The organism is Pseudomonas sp. R1-1 (assembly GCF_051132135.1).
Taxonomy (GTDB): Bacteria; Pseudomonadota; Gammaproteobacteria; order Pseudomonadales; family Pseudomonadaceae; genus Aquipseudomonas.
In genome coordinates, this window is sequence record NZ_CP071663.1 from 2,251,009 (window position 1) to 2,266,700 (window position 15,692).

At 60.9% G+C, this 15,692-nt stretch carries 12 protein-coding genes; 3 read left to right on the top strand and 9 right to left on the bottom strand.

The features are described 5' to 3' along the window. Nucleotides 1-21: 21 nt before the first annotated feature. The 4 genes from J3P75_RS10345 to J3P75_RS10360 all read right to left on the bottom strand — a co-directional run bounded on the left by J3P75_RS10345 (nt 22) and on the right by J3P75_RS10360 (nt 5,676). Nucleotides 22-1,971 carry a biotin carboxylase N-terminal domain-containing protein gene (locus J3P75_RS10345; protein ID WP_434710242.1) on the bottom strand — a complete coding sequence of 650 codons (1,950 nt, stop codon included), beginning with the start codon at nt 1,969-1,971 and terminating at the stop codon, nt 22-24. After that, nucleotides 1,971-2,786, bottom strand: a complete 816-nt coding sequence (locus J3P75_RS10350) for a gamma-carboxygeranoyl-CoA hydratase (protein WP_434710244.1) — start codon at nt 2,784-2,786, stop codon at nt 1,971-1,973. The genes J3P75_RS10345 and J3P75_RS10350 overlap by 1 nt, the downstream gene beginning before the upstream one ends. Nucleotides 2,787-2,799: 13 nt before the next feature. Continuing rightward, entirely contained in the window at nt 2,800-4,404 is a 1,605-nt protein-coding gene (locus J3P75_RS10355; protein WP_434710246.1) for a carboxyl transferase domain-containing protein, read from the bottom strand. Nucleotides 4,405-4,512: 108 nt separating this feature from the next. Then, a complete protein-coding gene (locus J3P75_RS10360) occupies nt 4,513-5,676 on the bottom strand; it encodes an isovaleryl-CoA dehydrogenase (protein WP_208940597.1) in 1,164 nt (387 codons plus the stop codon). 297 nt (nt 5,677-5,973) lie between these two features. On the opposite strand from J3P75_RS10360, the gene J3P75_RS10365 reads away from it, so the two are divergent. Then, nucleotides 5,974-7,671, top strand: a complete 1,698-nt coding sequence (locus J3P75_RS10365) for an AMP-binding protein (RefSeq protein WP_434710248.1) — start codon at nt 5,974-5,976, stop codon at nt 7,669-7,671. Nucleotides 7,672-8,333: 662 nt separating this feature from the next. On the opposite strand, the gene J3P75_RS10370 is transcribed toward J3P75_RS10365, so the two are convergent. The 3 genes from J3P75_RS10370 to J3P75_RS10380 form a co-directional block, all read right to left on the bottom strand. Beyond that, the gene (locus tag J3P75_RS10370) at nt 8,334-9,233 is read right to left on the bottom strand and encodes a hydroxymethylglutaryl-CoA lyase (protein WP_090284431.1); all 900 of its coding nucleotides are present in this window, start codon (nt 9,231-9,233) and stop codon (nt 8,334-8,336) included. A 142-nt stretch (nt 9,234-9,375) separates the two neighbouring features. Next, nucleotides 9,376-9,774, bottom strand: a complete 399-nt coding sequence (locus tag J3P75_RS10375; RefSeq protein WP_434597105.1) for a MerR family transcriptional regulator — start codon at nt 9,772-9,774, stop codon at nt 9,376-9,378. 188 nt (nt 9,775-9,962) lie between these two features. Then, the gene (locus J3P75_RS10380) at nt 9,963-10,892 is read right to left on the bottom strand and encodes a LysR family transcriptional regulator (RefSeq protein ID WP_090284427.1); all 930 of its coding nucleotides are present in this window, start codon (nt 10,890-10,892) and stop codon (nt 9,963-9,965) included. Between the two features lie 166 nt (nt 10,893-11,058). Here J3P75_RS10380 and J3P75_RS10385 point away from each other — a divergent pair, with 166 nt between their 5' ends. After that, entirely contained in the window at nt 11,059-12,288 is a 1,230-nt protein-coding gene (locus J3P75_RS10385) for an acyl-CoA dehydrogenase (RefSeq protein WP_208940600.1), read from the top strand. A 118-nt stretch (nt 12,289-12,406) separates the two neighbouring features. On the opposite strand, the gene J3P75_RS10390 is transcribed toward J3P75_RS10385, so the two are convergent. Together J3P75_RS10390 and xthA are read right to left on the bottom strand one after the other, a co-directional pair. Further along, complete coding sequence (locus tag J3P75_RS10390; RefSeq protein WP_434710251.1) at nt 12,407-13,741, bottom strand: substrate-binding domain-containing protein; 1,335 nt, start codon at nt 13,739-13,741, stop codon at nt 12,407-12,409. 188 nt (nt 13,742-13,929) lie between these two features. Further along, nucleotides 13,930-14,742 (bottom strand): exodeoxyribonuclease III, encoded by an 813-nt coding sequence (xthA, locus tag J3P75_RS10395; RefSeq protein WP_434710253.1) that lies wholly within the window; start codon nt 14,740-14,742, stop codon nt 13,930-13,932. A gap of 297 nt (nt 14,743-15,039) precedes the next feature. Between xthA and J3P75_RS10400 the strand changes: the two genes are divergently transcribed. Further along, nucleotides 15,040-15,690 (top strand): GNAT family N-acetyltransferase, encoded by a 651-nt coding sequence (locus J3P75_RS10400; protein ID WP_093100518.1) that lies wholly within the window; start codon nt 15,040-15,042, stop codon nt 15,688-15,690. Nucleotides 15,691-15,692: the final 2 nt, after the last annotated feature.

Consider the following 15,692-nt stretch of genomic DNA (forward strand, 5'->3'; position numbering starts at 1 on the left):
GGCGTAGGATCGATCCTTCATTTACACGGCTTCCAGTTCCACCAGCGCGCTGCCTTCGCCGACCATTTCGCCTTCCTGGCAATGCAGCGCCTTGATCACTCCGGCATGCGGCGCGCGAATGCTGTGTTCCATTTTCATCGCTTCGAGTACCACCAGTTGCGCGCCCGCTTCAACCGCTTGCCCGGCCTCGACCAGCACGCGGACGATGCTGCCGTTCATCGGCGCAGTCAGACCGCCCTGATGGCTGTGACTGGCGTCGACGGCGCTGATCGGGTCGTAGGTTTCGACACGTCGTAACTCGCCGTCCCAATGCAGGTACAGCGCATCACCTTGGCGAATGGCGCGCAATGCACGGCGCACGCCAGCGTCGTCGATGATGAGTGCTTCGCCGCTCAGTCTGGCGTTGCCCGTGCCATCCAGCGTCACGGCTCGATCCTGACCTTCGCAACTCAGATGCAGGGTCGTTTCCGGTGGCAAGCCTGCGCGCAAACCGCTGTTGATTGACCACGGCGAAGCCAGGTCATCCTCACGCGTACGCTGCGGCAGACTCTGCGCCAGCGCTTGCGCGGCCGCGCTCCAGAACGCATCGCTCAACGGTTGCGGTGCCGGCAGCAGTTGCTCCTGGTAACGCGGAATAAACCCGGTATCCAGTTCAGCCGCGGCAAAGGCCGGATGCGCAATGATCCGCCGCAAGAAATTAATGTTGGTCTTCAAACCGCCAATGGCAAATTCGTCGAGCATGCTCAACAAACGCAATCTGGCCTGTTCGCGGTCCTCGCCCCAGGCGATCAATTTGCCCAGCATCGGGTCGTAGAACGGCGAGATTTCATCGCCTTCCTCGACCCCGCTGTCAACGCGACGTCCCGGCCCCGCGGCAGATTCGCGATACAGCGCCAAACGGCCGGTCGCCGGGAGAAAATCATTCGCCGGATCTTCTGCATACAGGCGAACTTCAATCGCATGACCGTTGAGTGGCACCTGCGCCTGAGTGATCGGCAGTGCCTCGCCACGGGCGACGCGAATCTGCCACGCCACCAGATCCAGACCGGTGATGGCTTCGGTCACTGGATGCTCGACCTGCAACCGCGTGTTCATTTCCATGAAGAAGAACTCGCCGCGCGCATCCAGCAAAAACTCCACCGTGCCCGCGCCGACATAACCGATCGCCTGCGCCGAGCGCACGGCCGCTTCGCCCATCGCCCGCCGCAGTTCTGCGGACAGGCCCGGCGCCGGAGCTTCCTCGACGACTTTCTGGTGACGTCGTTGAATCGAGCAATCGCGCTCATTCAGGTACAGGCAATGGCCATGCTGATCGGCAAAGATCTGGATTTCCACATGCCGCGGCTTGAGCAGGTATTTCTCCACCAGCATCCGTGAGTCGCCGAACGACGACTGCGCCTCACGCTGCGCCGAAGCCAGCGCTTCGGCCAGTTGACTGACGTCCTCGACGACTTTCATGCCTTTGCCGCCACCGCCGGCGGTGGCTTTGAGCAACACCGGATAACCGATGCGCTCGCAGGCTGCGCGGAAGGTATCGAGATCCTGCGCTTCGCCGTGATAACCCGGTACCAAGGGCACGCCGGCCGTTTCCATCAGCGCCTTGGCGGCGGATTTGCTGCCCATGGCGTCGATGGCCGAGGCGGGTGGGCCGAGGAAGATCAATCCGGCCGCTTCGATGGCGCGGGCGAAACCGGCATTTTCGGAAAGGAATCCATAACCGGGATGAATCGCTTGAGCGCCGCTGCCCTTGGCCGCCGCGATCAACTTGTCGATTTGCAGGTAGCTATCGGCGGCTTTGCTGCCGCCCAGATCGACGCGAATGTCCGCTTCACGGCTGTGCCGCGCTTCGCGATCGGTGGCGCTGTGCACCGCGATGGTGGTCAGGCCAAGGGATTTGGCGGTGCGCATGACGCGGCAGGCGATTTCGCCACGGTTGGCCACCAGCAGGGTGGTGAGAACGGGTGCGCTCATCAACGCGGCTCCTCGGTGGTGGTTGCGGCTTGCCAGCTCGGCGGACGTTTTTGCAGGAACGCACGCAGGCCTTCCTGGCCCTCAGGGCTGACGCGAATACGGGCGATGGCATTTTCGGTATAGCGGCGCAGCGCCGGGGTCAGCGCGCCATGGCCGACCTCACGCAGCAAGTCCTTGCTGGCGCGCATGGCCGCCGGGCTGTTAAGAAGCAGGTTGTCGATCCACTGTTCAACCTGCTGTTCAAGTTCGGCTGCCGGATAACTTTCCGACAGCAAACCGATCTCACGCGCCCGCTGTCCGCCGAAGCGTTCGGCCGTCAGCGCATAGCGCCGCGCCGCGCGTTCGCCGATTGCCTGGACCACGAACGGGCTGATCACTGCAGGCGCCAGGCCGATACGCACTTCCGACAGACAGAACTGAGCGTCATCGGCACCGATCGCCATGTCGCAGCAGCTTATCAGCCCCAGCGCGCCACCGAACGCGGCACCTTGCACCACCGCCAGTGCAGGAATCTTCAGCTTGGCGAGGTTGTACATCAGCTCGGCCAGCTCGCGGGCGTCGTCGAGGTTGGTGTGGTAATCGAGCTCGGCCGATTGCTGCATCCACGCCAGATCGGCGCCGGCGCTGAAGTGCTTGCCACGGCCGCGCACCAGCAGGAAGCGCAGACTGGCGTCGCTGGCGACCTTGTCCAGAGCGAGGATCAGTTCGCGGATCATCTCGGCATTGAAGGCGTTGTTTTTCTCGGCGCGGTCGAGCCACAGCGTAGCGAAACCGCGTGGGTCGCTTTGCAATTCGAGGGTATTAAAGTCGCTCATCAGATTCTCCCCATCACATCCGGAACACGCCGAAGCGGCTCGGTTCGATTGGCGCGTTCAGCGACGCGGACAAGGCCAGGGCCAGCACATCGCGGGTCTGCGCCGGGTCGATGACGCCGTCGTCCCACAGCCGAGCGCTGGAATAGTAAGGGTGACCCTGCTCTTCGTATTGGTCGAGAATCGGCTGCTTGATCGCGCTTTCCTGCTCGGCAGTGAACGCCTGACCGCTGCGTTCAGCCTGCTCGCGCTTGACCTGCACCAGCACTCCGGCCGCCTGTTCGGCGCCCATCACGCCGATGCGCGCGTTCGGCCACATCCACAGGAAACGCGGGTCGTAAGCACGCCCGCACATGCCGTAATTACCGGCGCCGAAGCTGCCACCGATGATCACCGTGAATTTCGGCACCTTGGCGCAAGCCACGGCGGTCACCAGTTTGGCGCCGTGCTTGGCGATGCCGCCGGCCTCGTATTTCTGCCCGACCATGAAACCGGTGATGTTCTGCAGAAACAGCAACGGAATGCCACGCTGGCAGGCCAGTTCGATGAAGTGCGCGCCTTTCTGTGCGGCTTCGGCGAAGAGGATGCCGTTGTTCGCCAGGATCGCAATCGGGTAACCGTGCAGATGGGCGAAACCGCAGACCAGGGTGGTGCCAAACAGTGCCTTGAATTCATCGAACACCGAACCGTCGACCAGCCGCGCAATCACTTCGCGCACATCGAACGGCTGCTTGGCATCGGCCGAGACCACGCCGTACAACTCATCGCTGGCGTACAGCGGCGCAATCGGCGTGCGCTGCTGCACGTCGCCGAGCTTGCGCCAGTTGAGGTTGGCGACGCTGCGGCGGGCGAGGGCGAGGGCGTGTTCGTCGCTCTCGGCATAATGGTCAGCCACGCCGGAAGTCTTGCAATGCACATCGGCGCCGCCGAGATCTTCGGCGCTGACCACTTCACCGGTCGCGGCTTTCACCAGCGGCGGGCCGGCGAGGAAAATCGTCGCCTGGTTGCGCACCATGATTGCTTCGTCGGCCATCGCCGGCACGTACGCACCGCCGGCGGTGCACGAGCCCATGACCACGGCAATCTGCGGAATGCCCATCGCGCTCATGTTGGCCTGATTGAAAAAAATCCGCCCGAAATGCTCGCGGTCAGGAAACACCTCATCCTGACGCGGCAGGTTGGCGCCGCCCGAGTCCACCAGGTAAATGCACGGCAGACGATTCTGCTGGGCGATGGTCTGTGCGCGCAGGTGTTTCTTCACGGTCAGCGGGTAGTACGAACCGCCTTTTACCGTGGCATCGTTGGCGACAATCATGCACTCGACGCCCTCGACCCGGCCGATCCCGGCGATCACGCCCGCCGCCGGCACGTCCTCGCCATACACCGCGTGAGCGGCCAACTGGCTGATTTCCAGAAACGGCGAGCCCGGATCAAGCAAGCGGTTGATGCGCTCGCGTGGCAGCAATTTGCCCCGCGAAGTATGCCGTTCCTGGGCTTTGGCGCCGCCACCCTGTGCGACTTGAGCGAGCAGGGTGTGCAGGGCGTCGACCTGCTTGAGCATCGCCGCGCTGTTGGCGGCGAACTCGGCTGAGCGCGGATTGAGCTGAGTGTGCAAAATCATGGGGGGGCTTACTCCGTAAGCAGCTTCTAGCTACAAGCGGCAAGCTGCAAGTAGGGCAAGTGCGCGATTCTCTTGCAGCTTGAGCTTGCGGCTTGCAGCTGACGAAATTCATTTCGTTTCGTTGAAGAGTTCGCGGCCGATCAGCATGCGTCGGATCTCGCTGGTGCCGGCGCCGATTTCGTACAGCTTGGCGTCGCGGAGCAGACGGCCCGCCGGGAATTCGTTGATATAGCCGTTGCCGCCGAGAATCTGGATCGCGTCCAAAGCCATTTGTGTGGCGCGTTCGGCGGTGTAGAGGATCACCCCGGCGGCGTCCTTGCGCGTGGTTTCGCCGCGCTCGCAGGCCTGCGCCACCGCATAGAGGTAGGCGCGGCTGGCGTTGAGCTGGGTGTACATGTCGGCGACTTTGCCCTGGATCAGCTGGAATTCGCCGATGCTCTGGCCGAACTGCTTGCGGTCGTGGATGTACGGCACGATCAGGTCCATGCACGACTGCATGATCCCGGTCGGCCCGCCGGAGAGCACCACGCGTTCGTAATCGAGGCCGCTCATCAACACTTTCACGCCGCCGTTGAGCACGCCGAGAATATTTTCCTCAGGCACCTCAACGTCATCGAAAAACAGCTCGCAGGTGTTGGAGCCGCGCATGCCCAGCTTGTCGAACTTGTTGCTGCGGCTGAAGCCTTTCCAGTCGCGCTCGACGATGAAGGCGGTGATGCCGTGCGGGCCTTTTTCCAGATCGGTCTTGGCGTAGATCACATAAGTGTTGGCGTCAGGGCCGTTGGTGATCCAGGTCTTGCTGCCGTTGAGCACGAAACGGTCGCCGCGCTTGTCGGCGCGCAGTTTCATCGAAACCACGTCAGAACCGGCGTTCGGCTCGCTCATCGCCAGCGCACCGACGTGTTCGCCGCTGATCAGTTGCGGCAGGTATTTGCTTTTCTGTTCGTGGTTGCCGTTGCGGTTGATCTGGTTGACGCAGAGGTTGGAATGCGCGCCGTAGGACAACGCCACCGAAGCCGAGCCGCGGCTGATTTCTTCCATCGCCACCACGTGTGCGAGGTACCCCAGGCCAGCGCCGCCATATTCTTCCGGTACGGTGACACCGAGCAGGCCCATGTCACCGAACTTGCGCCACAGGTCGGCGGGGAACAGGTTGTCGCTGTCGATTTGCGCCGCGCGCGGGGCGATCTGGTCTGCGACGAAAGACTGAACCTGATCGCGCAGCATGTCGATGGTTTCACCGAGGGCGAAGTTCAGGGATGGATAGCTCATGCGGCACCTTTTGGCTTTTTGTAGTGGCAGTGAAAACGGTCGGTCAGTTATCACCTTTACGTTAACGTAAGCCTGCGACGAATGACTGTCAATCACACTTTACGTTAACGTCAACTTGGGCGAGAGTAGGGGCCATTCACGATCGAAAAGCGGAGTGCTTTCTGTAGGAGTGAGCCTGCTCGCGATGGCGTCAGAACAGTCATCATCACCGTCGACTGATAAATCGCCATCGCGAGCAGGCTCACTCCTACAGGGGAACTTCGATACACCCACTAATAAAGACAAGAAGGGGACATCATGAATCAACCCAGTGCCGCACCGCAGCGCAGCTACACCCGTGGTTCGCAGGACAAGGCCTTGCTCGCGCTGACCATTGGTCAGCAGTTCGACGCAACCGTCGCGCAATACCCGGACGGTGAAGCGCTGGTGGTCCGTCATCAGCAGTTGCGCTATTCCTGGCGCCAACTGGCCGACGCAGTGGATGTGCATGCCCGGGCGTTGCTCGCATTGGGTCTGCAGGCCGGCGACCGCCTCGGTATCTGGGCGCCGAACTGCGCGCAGTGGTGCATCACCCAGGTGGCCACGGCGAAAATCGGCGTGATTCTGGTCAACATCAACCCGGCTTATCGCAGCGCCGAACTCGAATACGTGCTCAAGCAATCCGGTTGCCAGTGGCTGGTTTGCGCCGGGGCGTTCAAGTCATCCGACTACCACGGCATGTTGCAAGGGCTGCTGCCGCAACTGGCGGGGCACGCCACCGGCCAATTGCGCAGCGAGCGCCTGCCGGATCTGCACGGGGTGATCAGCCTCGATGCGCAGCCGCCGCGAGGTTTTCTACCATGGTCGCAACTGCCTGATCTCGCGCAGAGCGTCTCGCCCGAGCAACTGCGCGAACGCAGCAACAGCCTGCACTTCGATCAACCGGTGAACATTCAGTACACCTCCGGCACCACCGGTTTTCCCAAGGGCGCGACCCTCAGTCACTACAACATTCTCAATAACGGTTACATGGTCGGCGAAAGCATCGGCCTGACCCCGCGTGATCGTCTGGTGATCCCGGTGCCGCTCTATCACTGCTTTGGCATGGTCATGGGCAACCTCGGCTGCATCACCCATGGCAGCACGATGATCTATCCCAACGACGCCTTCGATCCGCTGCTGACCCTGCAAACCGTCGCCGAAGAACACGCCACCGGCCTCTACGGTGTCCCGACGATGTTCATCGCCATGCTCGATCAGCCGCAACGCCGCGAATTCGATCTGTCGAGCCTGCGCACCGGGATCATGGCCGGCGCAACGTGCCCGATCGAAGTGATGCGCCGGGTCATCAGCGAGATGCACATGAGCGAAGTGCAGATCGCCTATGGCATGACCGAAACCAGCCCGGTGTCGCTGCAGACCGGGCCGAACGACGAGCTGGAACTGCGCGTGACCACCGTCGGCCGCACCCAGCCGCAACTGGAAAGCAAGATCATCGACGAGGCCGGCAACCTCGTGCCGCGCGGCACCATCGGTGAGCTTTGCACCCGCGGTTACAGCGTGATGCTCGGCTATTGGAACAACCCGCAAGCCACCGCCGAAGCCATCGACGAGGCCGGCTGGATGCACACCGGTGATCTGGCGAGCATGAACGAGGCCGGCTACGTCAATATCGCCGGGCGTAACAAGGACATGATCATTCGTGGCGGCGAGAACATTTATCCGCGTGAGCTCGAGGAGTTTTTCTTCACTCATCCGGCGGTGGCTGACGTGCAAGTGATCGGCATTCCCTGCTCGCGCTACGGCGAAGAGATTGTCGCGTGGATCAAATTCCACCCCGGCCACAGTGCGTCCGAGCTGGAGTTGCAGGCCTGGTGCAAGGAACGCATCGCGCACTTCAAGACGCCGCGGCACTTCAAATTCGTCGAGGAGTTTCCGATGACGGTGACGGGCAAGATTCAGAAGTTCAGGATGCGCGAGATCAGCATCCAAGAGCTAAAAACAATCGAGCGGTAACCACAAAACCTGTGGGAGCCAGCCTGCTGGCGATAGCGGTGGTTCAGACACATTCAAATTGACTGACACACCGCTATCGCCAGCAGGCTGGCTCCCACAGGGGGATCGGCGGTGTTTGAAAGAGCAATCACAGAAAGCACAAAGGGGAGCCAAAGCTCCCCTTTAATTTGTCGTTGCGTGCTCTTTTTTTATTATTGAGGGTCGGTCTGTTGTTGTTTTTGGCAACCGTGGCCCTTTACCGCTGTTTTTGGCGACCCCCATCCGGGGTCAAGAGCAAACGTATTTTTTTGAGCGCTGATCTGCTTTCTCGTTTAACGATCCAACCGATTCGGGAGCTACCTGAAGGTAGTTTTATTGTTCTCTGCCCGGTTGCGGGTCACTCCTGAGAGCACCCTGAAAAGCACACCTTCTCCAAAAAAATCTGTTAGCTGCGTCTCTGCCGTGTTGTTTTTGTTATGTCAGAGTCGTTTCGTCTTGTTTTTATTGGTTTGCGGCTTTTTATTCTTGTTATGCGATAGAGATAGCAGGTGTCGTGCCAACTTTTAAAAAACCTTTAAAATCAATAGCTTGAAATTTTCAGGTTTTTTCAGCGAGGGCAAAGCCAGACAATTTGTTTCCGTGTTACTCGCTTTTGCCCACACCAGGAACTCAGCGGTAACACCTCACTGTGCGCTGCGCGCCTTGGCCACGCGCGAACCACTTGGGCGGCCGAGTACCGTGCTGATCTGCTGGCCCGCGGCAATCAAGGCGTCCAGGTCGATACCGGTCTCGATGCCCAGGCCGTTGAGCAGGTACACCACGTCTTCGCTGGCAACGTTACCGCTCGCGCCTTTGGCGTATGGGCAGCCACCGAGGCCGGCGATCGAGCTGTCGAACACCGCGATGCCTTCGAGCAGGCTGGCGTAGATATTGGCCATGGCCTGGCCGTAAGTGTCGTGGAAGTGCCCGGCGAGTTTTTCTCGTGGCACCTGCGCCGACACCACTTCGAACAGGCGGCGAGTCGCGCCTGCGGTGCCGGTGCCGATGGTGTCGCCCAGCGAAACTTCGTAGCAGCCCATCGCGTACAGCTCGCGCGCGACCATCGCCACTTGCTCCGGCGCGACCGTGCCTTCGTACGGGCAGCCGAGCACGCAGGAAACGTAACCGCGCACGGTAACGCCGTGCTGTTGCGCCGCTTGCATGATCGGCGCAAACCGCGCCAGGCTTTCGCTGATCGAGCAATTGATGTTGCGCTGCGAGAACGCTTCGGACGCGGCGGCAAACACCGCGACCTCCTTGACCCCGGCTGCCAGCGCATCTTCAAAACCGCGCAGATTCGGCGCCAGTGCACCGTAGGTCACGCCGGGCTTGCGCTGAATCTGCGCGAACACCTCGGCAGAGCCTGCCATCTGCGGTACCCACTTCGGTGAGACGAAACTGCCGACTTCTATATAGCCAACGCCAGCGGCGCTCAAGGCATCAACCAGCTGCACCTTGTCGGCGACGCTGATCGGTTGGGCTTCGTTCTGCAGGCCATCGCGCGGGCCGACTTCGATCAGGCGTACTTGGGAAGGGAGGGACATGGACTCACCTGTTCTTTTGAATTCGCGGAGATCCCTGTAGGAGTGAGCCTGCTCGCGATAGCGGTGTGTCAGTCGGTATATTTTTTCACTGATACACCGCTATCGCGAGCAGGCTCACTCCTACAGGGGGATGTGGTATTTGTCAGATCGCCTGCTGGCTCTTGAGCGTCTGCTCCAATGCCTGCACGCAGCGCTCTTCAGCGGTATCGAGTTCGAGCTTCATCTGTTCGATGTCCAGCAATTGCTGCTCGAGCTGTTCGCGGCGTTCGGCAATTTTTGCCAGCATGCTGTTGAGCTGTCTGGTGTTACCGCTGGACGGGTCGTACAGCTCGATCAGCTCGCGGCATTCGGCGAGGGAGAAACCGATGCGCTTGCCACGCAGAATCAGCTTCAGGCTGACCTTGTCGCGCGGCGAGTAGATGCGTTCCTGGCCACGGCGCTCGGGGCGCAGCAGGCCTTGTTCTTCATAAAAACGGATGGCCCGCGTGGTGATGTCCAGCTCGCGGGCGAGGTCGGAAATGCTGTAGGTCTGGCTGCTCATGAAAGCGCTCGGAGAAGGGGCATGGCGCTAAGCTAATGGCGTGTTGACGTTTACGTCAAGCGGGATAAGTTTGTGGTGGGGTTGATGGCCTCTTCGCGAGCAGGCTCGCTTTCACAGGGCCTGCGACATGCACAAAACCAATGTGGGAGCGAGCCTGCTCGCGAAGAACGATAACGCGGTCTAAAGCCCTACACCTTATCCAGCTTCTTCTCCTGCGCCGTCACCTGTTGGCATAACTCGATCATCTGCTCGCGCATCCAGCGATTCGCCGGGTCCTGATCGGTGCTCTCATGCCAATAAAGGTGCGTTTCCACCGACGGCACATCATTCACCGGCAAATTGAACGATTGCAGGTCATGGCGTCGGGCAAAGCGTTCCGGCACGGTCATGACCATGTCGGTCTGCTGCATCACTTGCGAGGCCATCAGATAGTGCTGCGAGCGCAGGGCGATCTTGCGTTGAATGCCCATTTTGCCCAGCGCCAGATCGACATAACCCAGCCCGCTGCGGCGGCTGGAGATGTGAATGTGGGTCAGCGACAGATAATCATCCAGCGATAGCTTTTCCTTGCCCGCCATGGGGTGACCCTTGCGCATCGCGCAGACGTAACGGTCGTCCATCAGCTTGACGTGGCGCACCTGGGGGTCGGTGTTGAGCGGTGCATCGACGGCGAAATCCAGACGCCCGGCGGCCAGTTCCTTGGTGGTTTCCCGGCGTTTGGACAGAAAGCTTTCAATGATCACCGTCGGCGCCAGTCGGCGTAAGCGCTGGAACAAGGGCGGCAGAATGATTGCTTCCGTGAGGTCGGTCATGCTGATGCGGTAAGTCTTGACCGCTTGCGCCGGGTTGAAAATGCGGCTTTCCTGCACCGATACGCGCAACAGCGACAGGGCGTTGCGCACCGGGCCAATGATGTTCTGCGCCATCGGCGTCGGCACCATGCCCTGCGCCGTGCGCACGAACAACGGATCGTTGAAGGTTTCGCGCAACCGTGCCAACGCGTTGGACACCGCCGGTTGGGTGATACCGACAATCTGCCCGGCGCGGGTCAGGTTGGCTTCGGTGTAGATCGCGTCAAAGACGATGAAAAGGTTGAGGTCGACCTTGCTCAGATTCATAACGCGGCATCTCTTGTTATTTGGGCGATGTGAGGGCTGGCTATCAGCCGATCATATATCGGTGATGAATGTTTATACACGCCGAGAATAGGCTAGGTAAATTATCAGCGCTGTTCTAGCATCGATTGCATGACCTGAACAACCTCCATCAGAGAAGGTGCTGCCCATGGATTTCGCTTATTCGCCCAAGGTTCAACAACTGCGTGAGCGCGTGACCGCGTTCATGGACACATACGTTTACCCGGCCGAAGCCGTGTTCGAGCGCCAGGTTGCCGAGGGCGATCGCTGGCAGCCGACGGCAATCATGGACGAGCTCAAAGCCAAGGCCAAAGCCGAAGGCCTTTGGAACCTGTTCCTGCCGGAATCGGAACTGGGTGCCGGCCTGACCAACCTTGAGTACGCACCGCTGGCGGAAATCATGGGCCGTTCGTTGCTCGGGCCGGAGCCGTTCAACTGCTCGGCACCGGACACCGGCAACATGGAAGTGCTGGTGCGTTACGCCAACGAAGAGCAGAAACAGCGCTGGCTCGAACCGTTGCTGCGCGGCGAGATCCGCTCGGCGTTCGCCATGACCGAACCCGACGTTGCCTCTTCCGACGCGACCAACATGGCCGCCCGTGCGGTGCGCGATGGCGACGAGTGGGTGATCAACGGCAAGAAGTGGTGGACTTCCGGCGCCTGCGACCCACGCTGCAAAATCCTGATTTTCATGGGCCTGAGCAATCCCGATGCACCGCGTCATGCGCAGCACTCGATGATCCTCGTGCCGGTCGACACCCCCGGGGTAAAAATCGTCCGCCCGCTGCCGGTGTTCGGCTACGACGATGCGCCGCACGGCCACGCCGAAGTGCTGTTCGACAATGTGCGCGTGCCCTATGAAAACGTTCTGCTCGGTGAAGGTCGCGGTTTCGAAATCGCCCAGGGGCGTCTCGGCCCGGGACGGATTCACCACTGCATGCGTTCGATCGGCATGGCTGAGCGTGCGCTGGAATTGATGTGCAAACGTTCAGTCAGCCGTACCGCGTTCGGCAAACCGCTGGCGCGTCTGGGCGGCAACATCGACAAGATCGCCGACTCGCGGATGGAAATCGACATGGCGCGCCTGCTGACGCTGAAAGCGGCGTACATGATGGACACCGTCGGCAACAAGATTGCCAAAAGCGAGATCGCGCAGATCAAGGTGGTCGCGCCGAACGTCGCCTTGCGGGTGATCGATCGCGCGATCCAGATGCATGGTGGCGCCGGGGTTTCGAACGACTTCCCGCTGGCCTACATGTACGCCATGCAACGCACCCTGCGCCTGGCCGACGGCCCGGACGAAGTGCACCGCGCGGCAATCGGCAAGTTCGAAATCGGCAAGTATGTGCCGAAGGAAATGCTGCGTAGCGGTCAGTAACACCGCGTTATCGTTCATCGCGGGCAAGCCCGCTCCCACAGGGACGCTCCGCGTCCACTGTGACGCAGAGCGTCACGGGATGCATTCCCACGCAGAGCGTGGGAACGATCAGTGCTGATCAGTACACCCAAACCTCAACCCGCCGATTCCGGATCCGCCCCTGATCCGCATCATTCGCCGCCACCGGCATCAACGCGCCGAAGCCGCGAACCTCGCGCAGCACCACGCCGTTCTTGACCAGCTCACGGCGTACCGCCATCGCCCGCAGCTTCGACAGCAGGTCCGCACGCGCCGGGTCATCCTTGGCATCGCCGAAGCCGACCAACGTCACCGCCCGCTCGCTCTTGTCATGACGCTTTATATAGTCGAGCACCCGCGCCAGATCCTGGCGCGCCTTGTTGTCCAGGCTCGCGCTGCCTTCCTCGAAACGAAAATTCACCGTCAGGCGCTGGGCGTGTCGGCTCAGTGCTTGATAACCCTCGGGCATCAGCGCATTCGGCGCCACGCTCATGGCGTGCACGGTCTGGCTGACAAAACCATTGGCCGCGACAATCTGCTGACCCTGACGACTTTGCGCAAACATGACCAAAGCTTTCGCCCAGGGATTCTGGCTCTGCGGCGGCAGATAAAAGAACAGCCGCCGCGACAAAGGATAGTCCTCGGTGGCAATCAGACTGCCGAGGGGCAGCATCGGCAGTGATGCGCCGTCGCTGATGGCCACGGCTTTGGCCTGGCGCACATAAGGCAGACCGATAAAACCGATGGCCTGCGGATCGCTACTTACGGCGTCGGACAATTGCTCGCTGGATTCGAAACGTTTCGCCGCGCTGTGCAGACTTTTCCCACGATGGCTGAGGACCACTTCCTTAAACGTGTCGTAGGTGCCGGACTGGTCATCGCGCGCATACAGATGTATAGCGCCGCCACGCCCGCCGAGCGCTTCCCAGGTTTTCACTTCGCCAGCAAAGATCCGCGCCAGTTGCTCGGTGTCCAGTTGCTGCAATGGATTGTCGGGATGAACGATGATTGCCAGGCCATCGATGGCAATGACCTGCTCAGCGCCCGGGCTTTTCAGATCGCCCAGTGCTTGCAAGGCCTGCAACTCGCTGTCCTTGATCTCGCGGGACGCGGCGGCGAGGTCGGCGCTGGCGTTTTTCAGGGCGACAAAACCGGTGCTGGAGCCGTGCGCGGCCACTTCGACCAGCACGCGCTGACCTTCGGCGGTCTGGCCGACGATGCGTAGTTCATTGGCGGCGTCCGGGGTTTCCCGATGGATCTTCAGCAGACCTTGTTCCTGCAACAGACCTTCCACCAACGCCGGGCCGAGTTCGGCGCCGATGGTGTTGGAACCCTGGATGCGCAGAGCGGGGCCGTTTCCCGGCAAGGGCAGGGCAGCGGCGCAGACCGATTGCCAGGCGCTGAATAGAAAAACGCAGAACACACGCAGGGACATGCCGGCACCGAATCAGGCCTGGGGGATTGCCGGGGAGATTAAGTCAGGCGCATGACCGAAAGATGACAGCGGACCCCTGTAGGAGTGAGCCTGCTCGCGATAGCGGTGAATCAGTCGACACAGATGTTGACCGGTACACCGCTATCGCGAGCAGGCTCACTCCTACAGGTATTGCGTAAGGCTTGGGATCAGGCCAGCTCGAGCCAGATCGGCGCGTGGTCCGATGGCTTTTCCATCCCGCGCAATTCGTAATCGACGCCGGCGTCCTTCACCCGTGGCAGCAAACCGTGCGAGGCGAGAATCACGTCGATGCGCAGGCCACGCTTCGGTTCATCCTCAAAACCACGGCTGCGGTAGTCGAACCAGCTGAACATGTCGGTCACGTCCGGGTTCAGGTGCCGGAAGCTGTCGGTCAGGCCCCAGTTTTTCAGGCGCGCCATCCACTCGCGTTCTTCCGGCAGGAAGCTGCATTTACCGGTTTTCAGCCAGCGCTTCATGTTGTCCGGGCCGATGCCGATGTCGCAGTCTTCCGGGGAAATGTTCACATCGCCCATCACCACCAGCGGCTGTTCGTTGTGAAACTGGCTTTCCAGCAACGCTTGCAGATCGCTGTAGAAACGCTGCTTGGCGGGGAATTTGGTCGGATGGTCGCGGCTTTCGCCTTGTGGGAAATAGCCGTTCATGATCGTTACCGGCACGCCATTGGCGTCGGCGAAGGTGCCCCAGATAAAGCGCCGCTGCGCGTCTTCGTCATCGGTGGCGAAACCTTTGTGAATAGCGATCGGCTCTTGGCGCGAAAGCAGGGCGACACCGTAATGGCCTTTCTGTCCGTGGAAGTGCACGTGGTAGCCGAGAGCGCGGATGTCTTCGAGGGGGAACTGATCGTCGTGGACTTTGGTTTCCTGCAGGCCGATCACGTCCGGTTGATGTTTTTCGATCAGCGCCGCCAGCTGGTGCGGACGGGCACGCAGTCCGTTGATGTTGAAGGAAACAATCTTCATGGTCGGCAGTCCTGGCAAAAGGGCGATGCTAGCTGACATGGGGGATGGGGGCCAGTGTGGGAGAAATCATTTTGACCTGTGGGATTCAGGTGGCCTGTGGTGAGGCTATCGCGAGCAGGCTCACTCCTACAGGGGAACGCATTCCAATTGTAGGAGTGAGCCTGCTCGCGATAGCGCCATGACAGTCGATGAAGATCCGAGGTTGGTCTATACCTGTGGGGGAACCACGCCACCCGCCCAAGGTTCGTACCAACAAGCGTGCCATCCTTCGAGCGCGCCCCGGGGAGAATCACCACCATGCCTGACACCCAGACCGCCATCGCCGACATCCACATGCTCGACCGCGGTTATTCCCGCGAAGCTCGCTCGCTGCTGTATCAGGCCTACCGCCACGAACCGACCTTCGGCTATCTGTTCGAAGCCGAGCGCCCCGGTTATGAGCAACGCGTGCGCGCGACGGTGCGCGAGCTGGTCAAACAGCATTTTCTCCAGGACCTGCCGGCGATTGGTCTGCTGGTCAACGATCGGCTGATCGGCATCGCCCTGATCGCGCCACCACAACGGCGCCTGGGGGTGACGGAAAGCTGGGCGTGGCGCCTGCGCATGGTGCTCAGCACCGGTTTTCGCTGCACCCGGCGCTATCTGGAATATCACGATGCCGTCGCCGCGTGCGTGCCCGGTGACTCGGTGCACATGCTGCCGTTGCTCGGCGTGCATCCGCAATTTCAGGGCAAGCACTACGGCGAACAACTGCTCACCGCCGTGCACAACTGGTGCGCGGTGGATGAAACCTCGCAAGGCGTGGTGCTCGACACCGGTAACCCGCGCTACCTGGAATTCTATAAAAGGCAGGGTTATCAGGAGATCGGCGAGGTTGCCGTCGGGCCGGTGCGCGAGCACGTGTTTTTCCACGCCAATCCGCAGGTGTTACAAACAGCAACAGGGTAATA

Coding starts and splice junctions, on each gene's coding strand:
- J3P75_RS10345 (WP_434710242.1), bottom strand. CDS start 1,971: ATGAGCGCACCCGTTCTCACCACCCTGCTGGTGGCCAACCGTGGCGAA.
- J3P75_RS10350 (WP_434710244.1), bottom strand. CDS start 2,786: ATGAGCGACTTTAATACCCTCGAATTGCAAAGCGACCCACGCGGTTTC.
- J3P75_RS10355 (WP_434710246.1), bottom strand. CDS start 4,404: ATGATTTTGCACACTCAGCTCAATCCGCGCTCAGCCGAGTTCGCCGCC.
- J3P75_RS10360 (WP_208940597.1), bottom strand. CDS start 5,676: ATGAGCTATCCATCCCTGAACTTCGCCCTCGGTGAAACCATCGACATG.
- J3P75_RS10365 (WP_434710248.1), top strand. CDS start 5,974: ATGAATCAACCCAGTGCCGCACCGCAGCGCAGCTACACCCGTGGTTCG.
- J3P75_RS10370 (WP_090284431.1), bottom strand. CDS start 9,233: ATGTCCCTCCCTTCCCAAGTACGCCTGATCGAAGTCGGCCCGCGCGAT.
- J3P75_RS10375 (WP_434597105.1), bottom strand. CDS start 9,774: ATGAGCAGCCAGACCTACAGCATTTCCGACCTCGCCCGCGAGCTGGAC.
- J3P75_RS10380 (WP_090284427.1), bottom strand. CDS start 10,892: ATGAATCTGAGCAAGGTCGACCTCAACCTTTTCATCGTCTTTGACGCG.
- J3P75_RS10385 (WP_208940600.1), top strand. CDS start 11,059: ATGGATTTCGCTTATTCGCCCAAGGTTCAACAACTGCGTGAGCGCGTG.
- J3P75_RS10390 (WP_434710251.1), bottom strand. CDS start 13,741: ATGTCCCTGCGTGTGTTCTGCGTTTTTCTATTCAGCGCCTGGCAATCG.
- xthA (WP_434710253.1), bottom strand. CDS start 14,742: ATGAAGATTGTTTCCTTCAACATCAACGGACTGCGTGCCCGTCCGCAC.
- J3P75_RS10400 (WP_093100518.1), top strand. CDS start 15,040: ATGCCTGACACCCAGACCGCCATCGCCGACATCCACATGCTCGACCGC.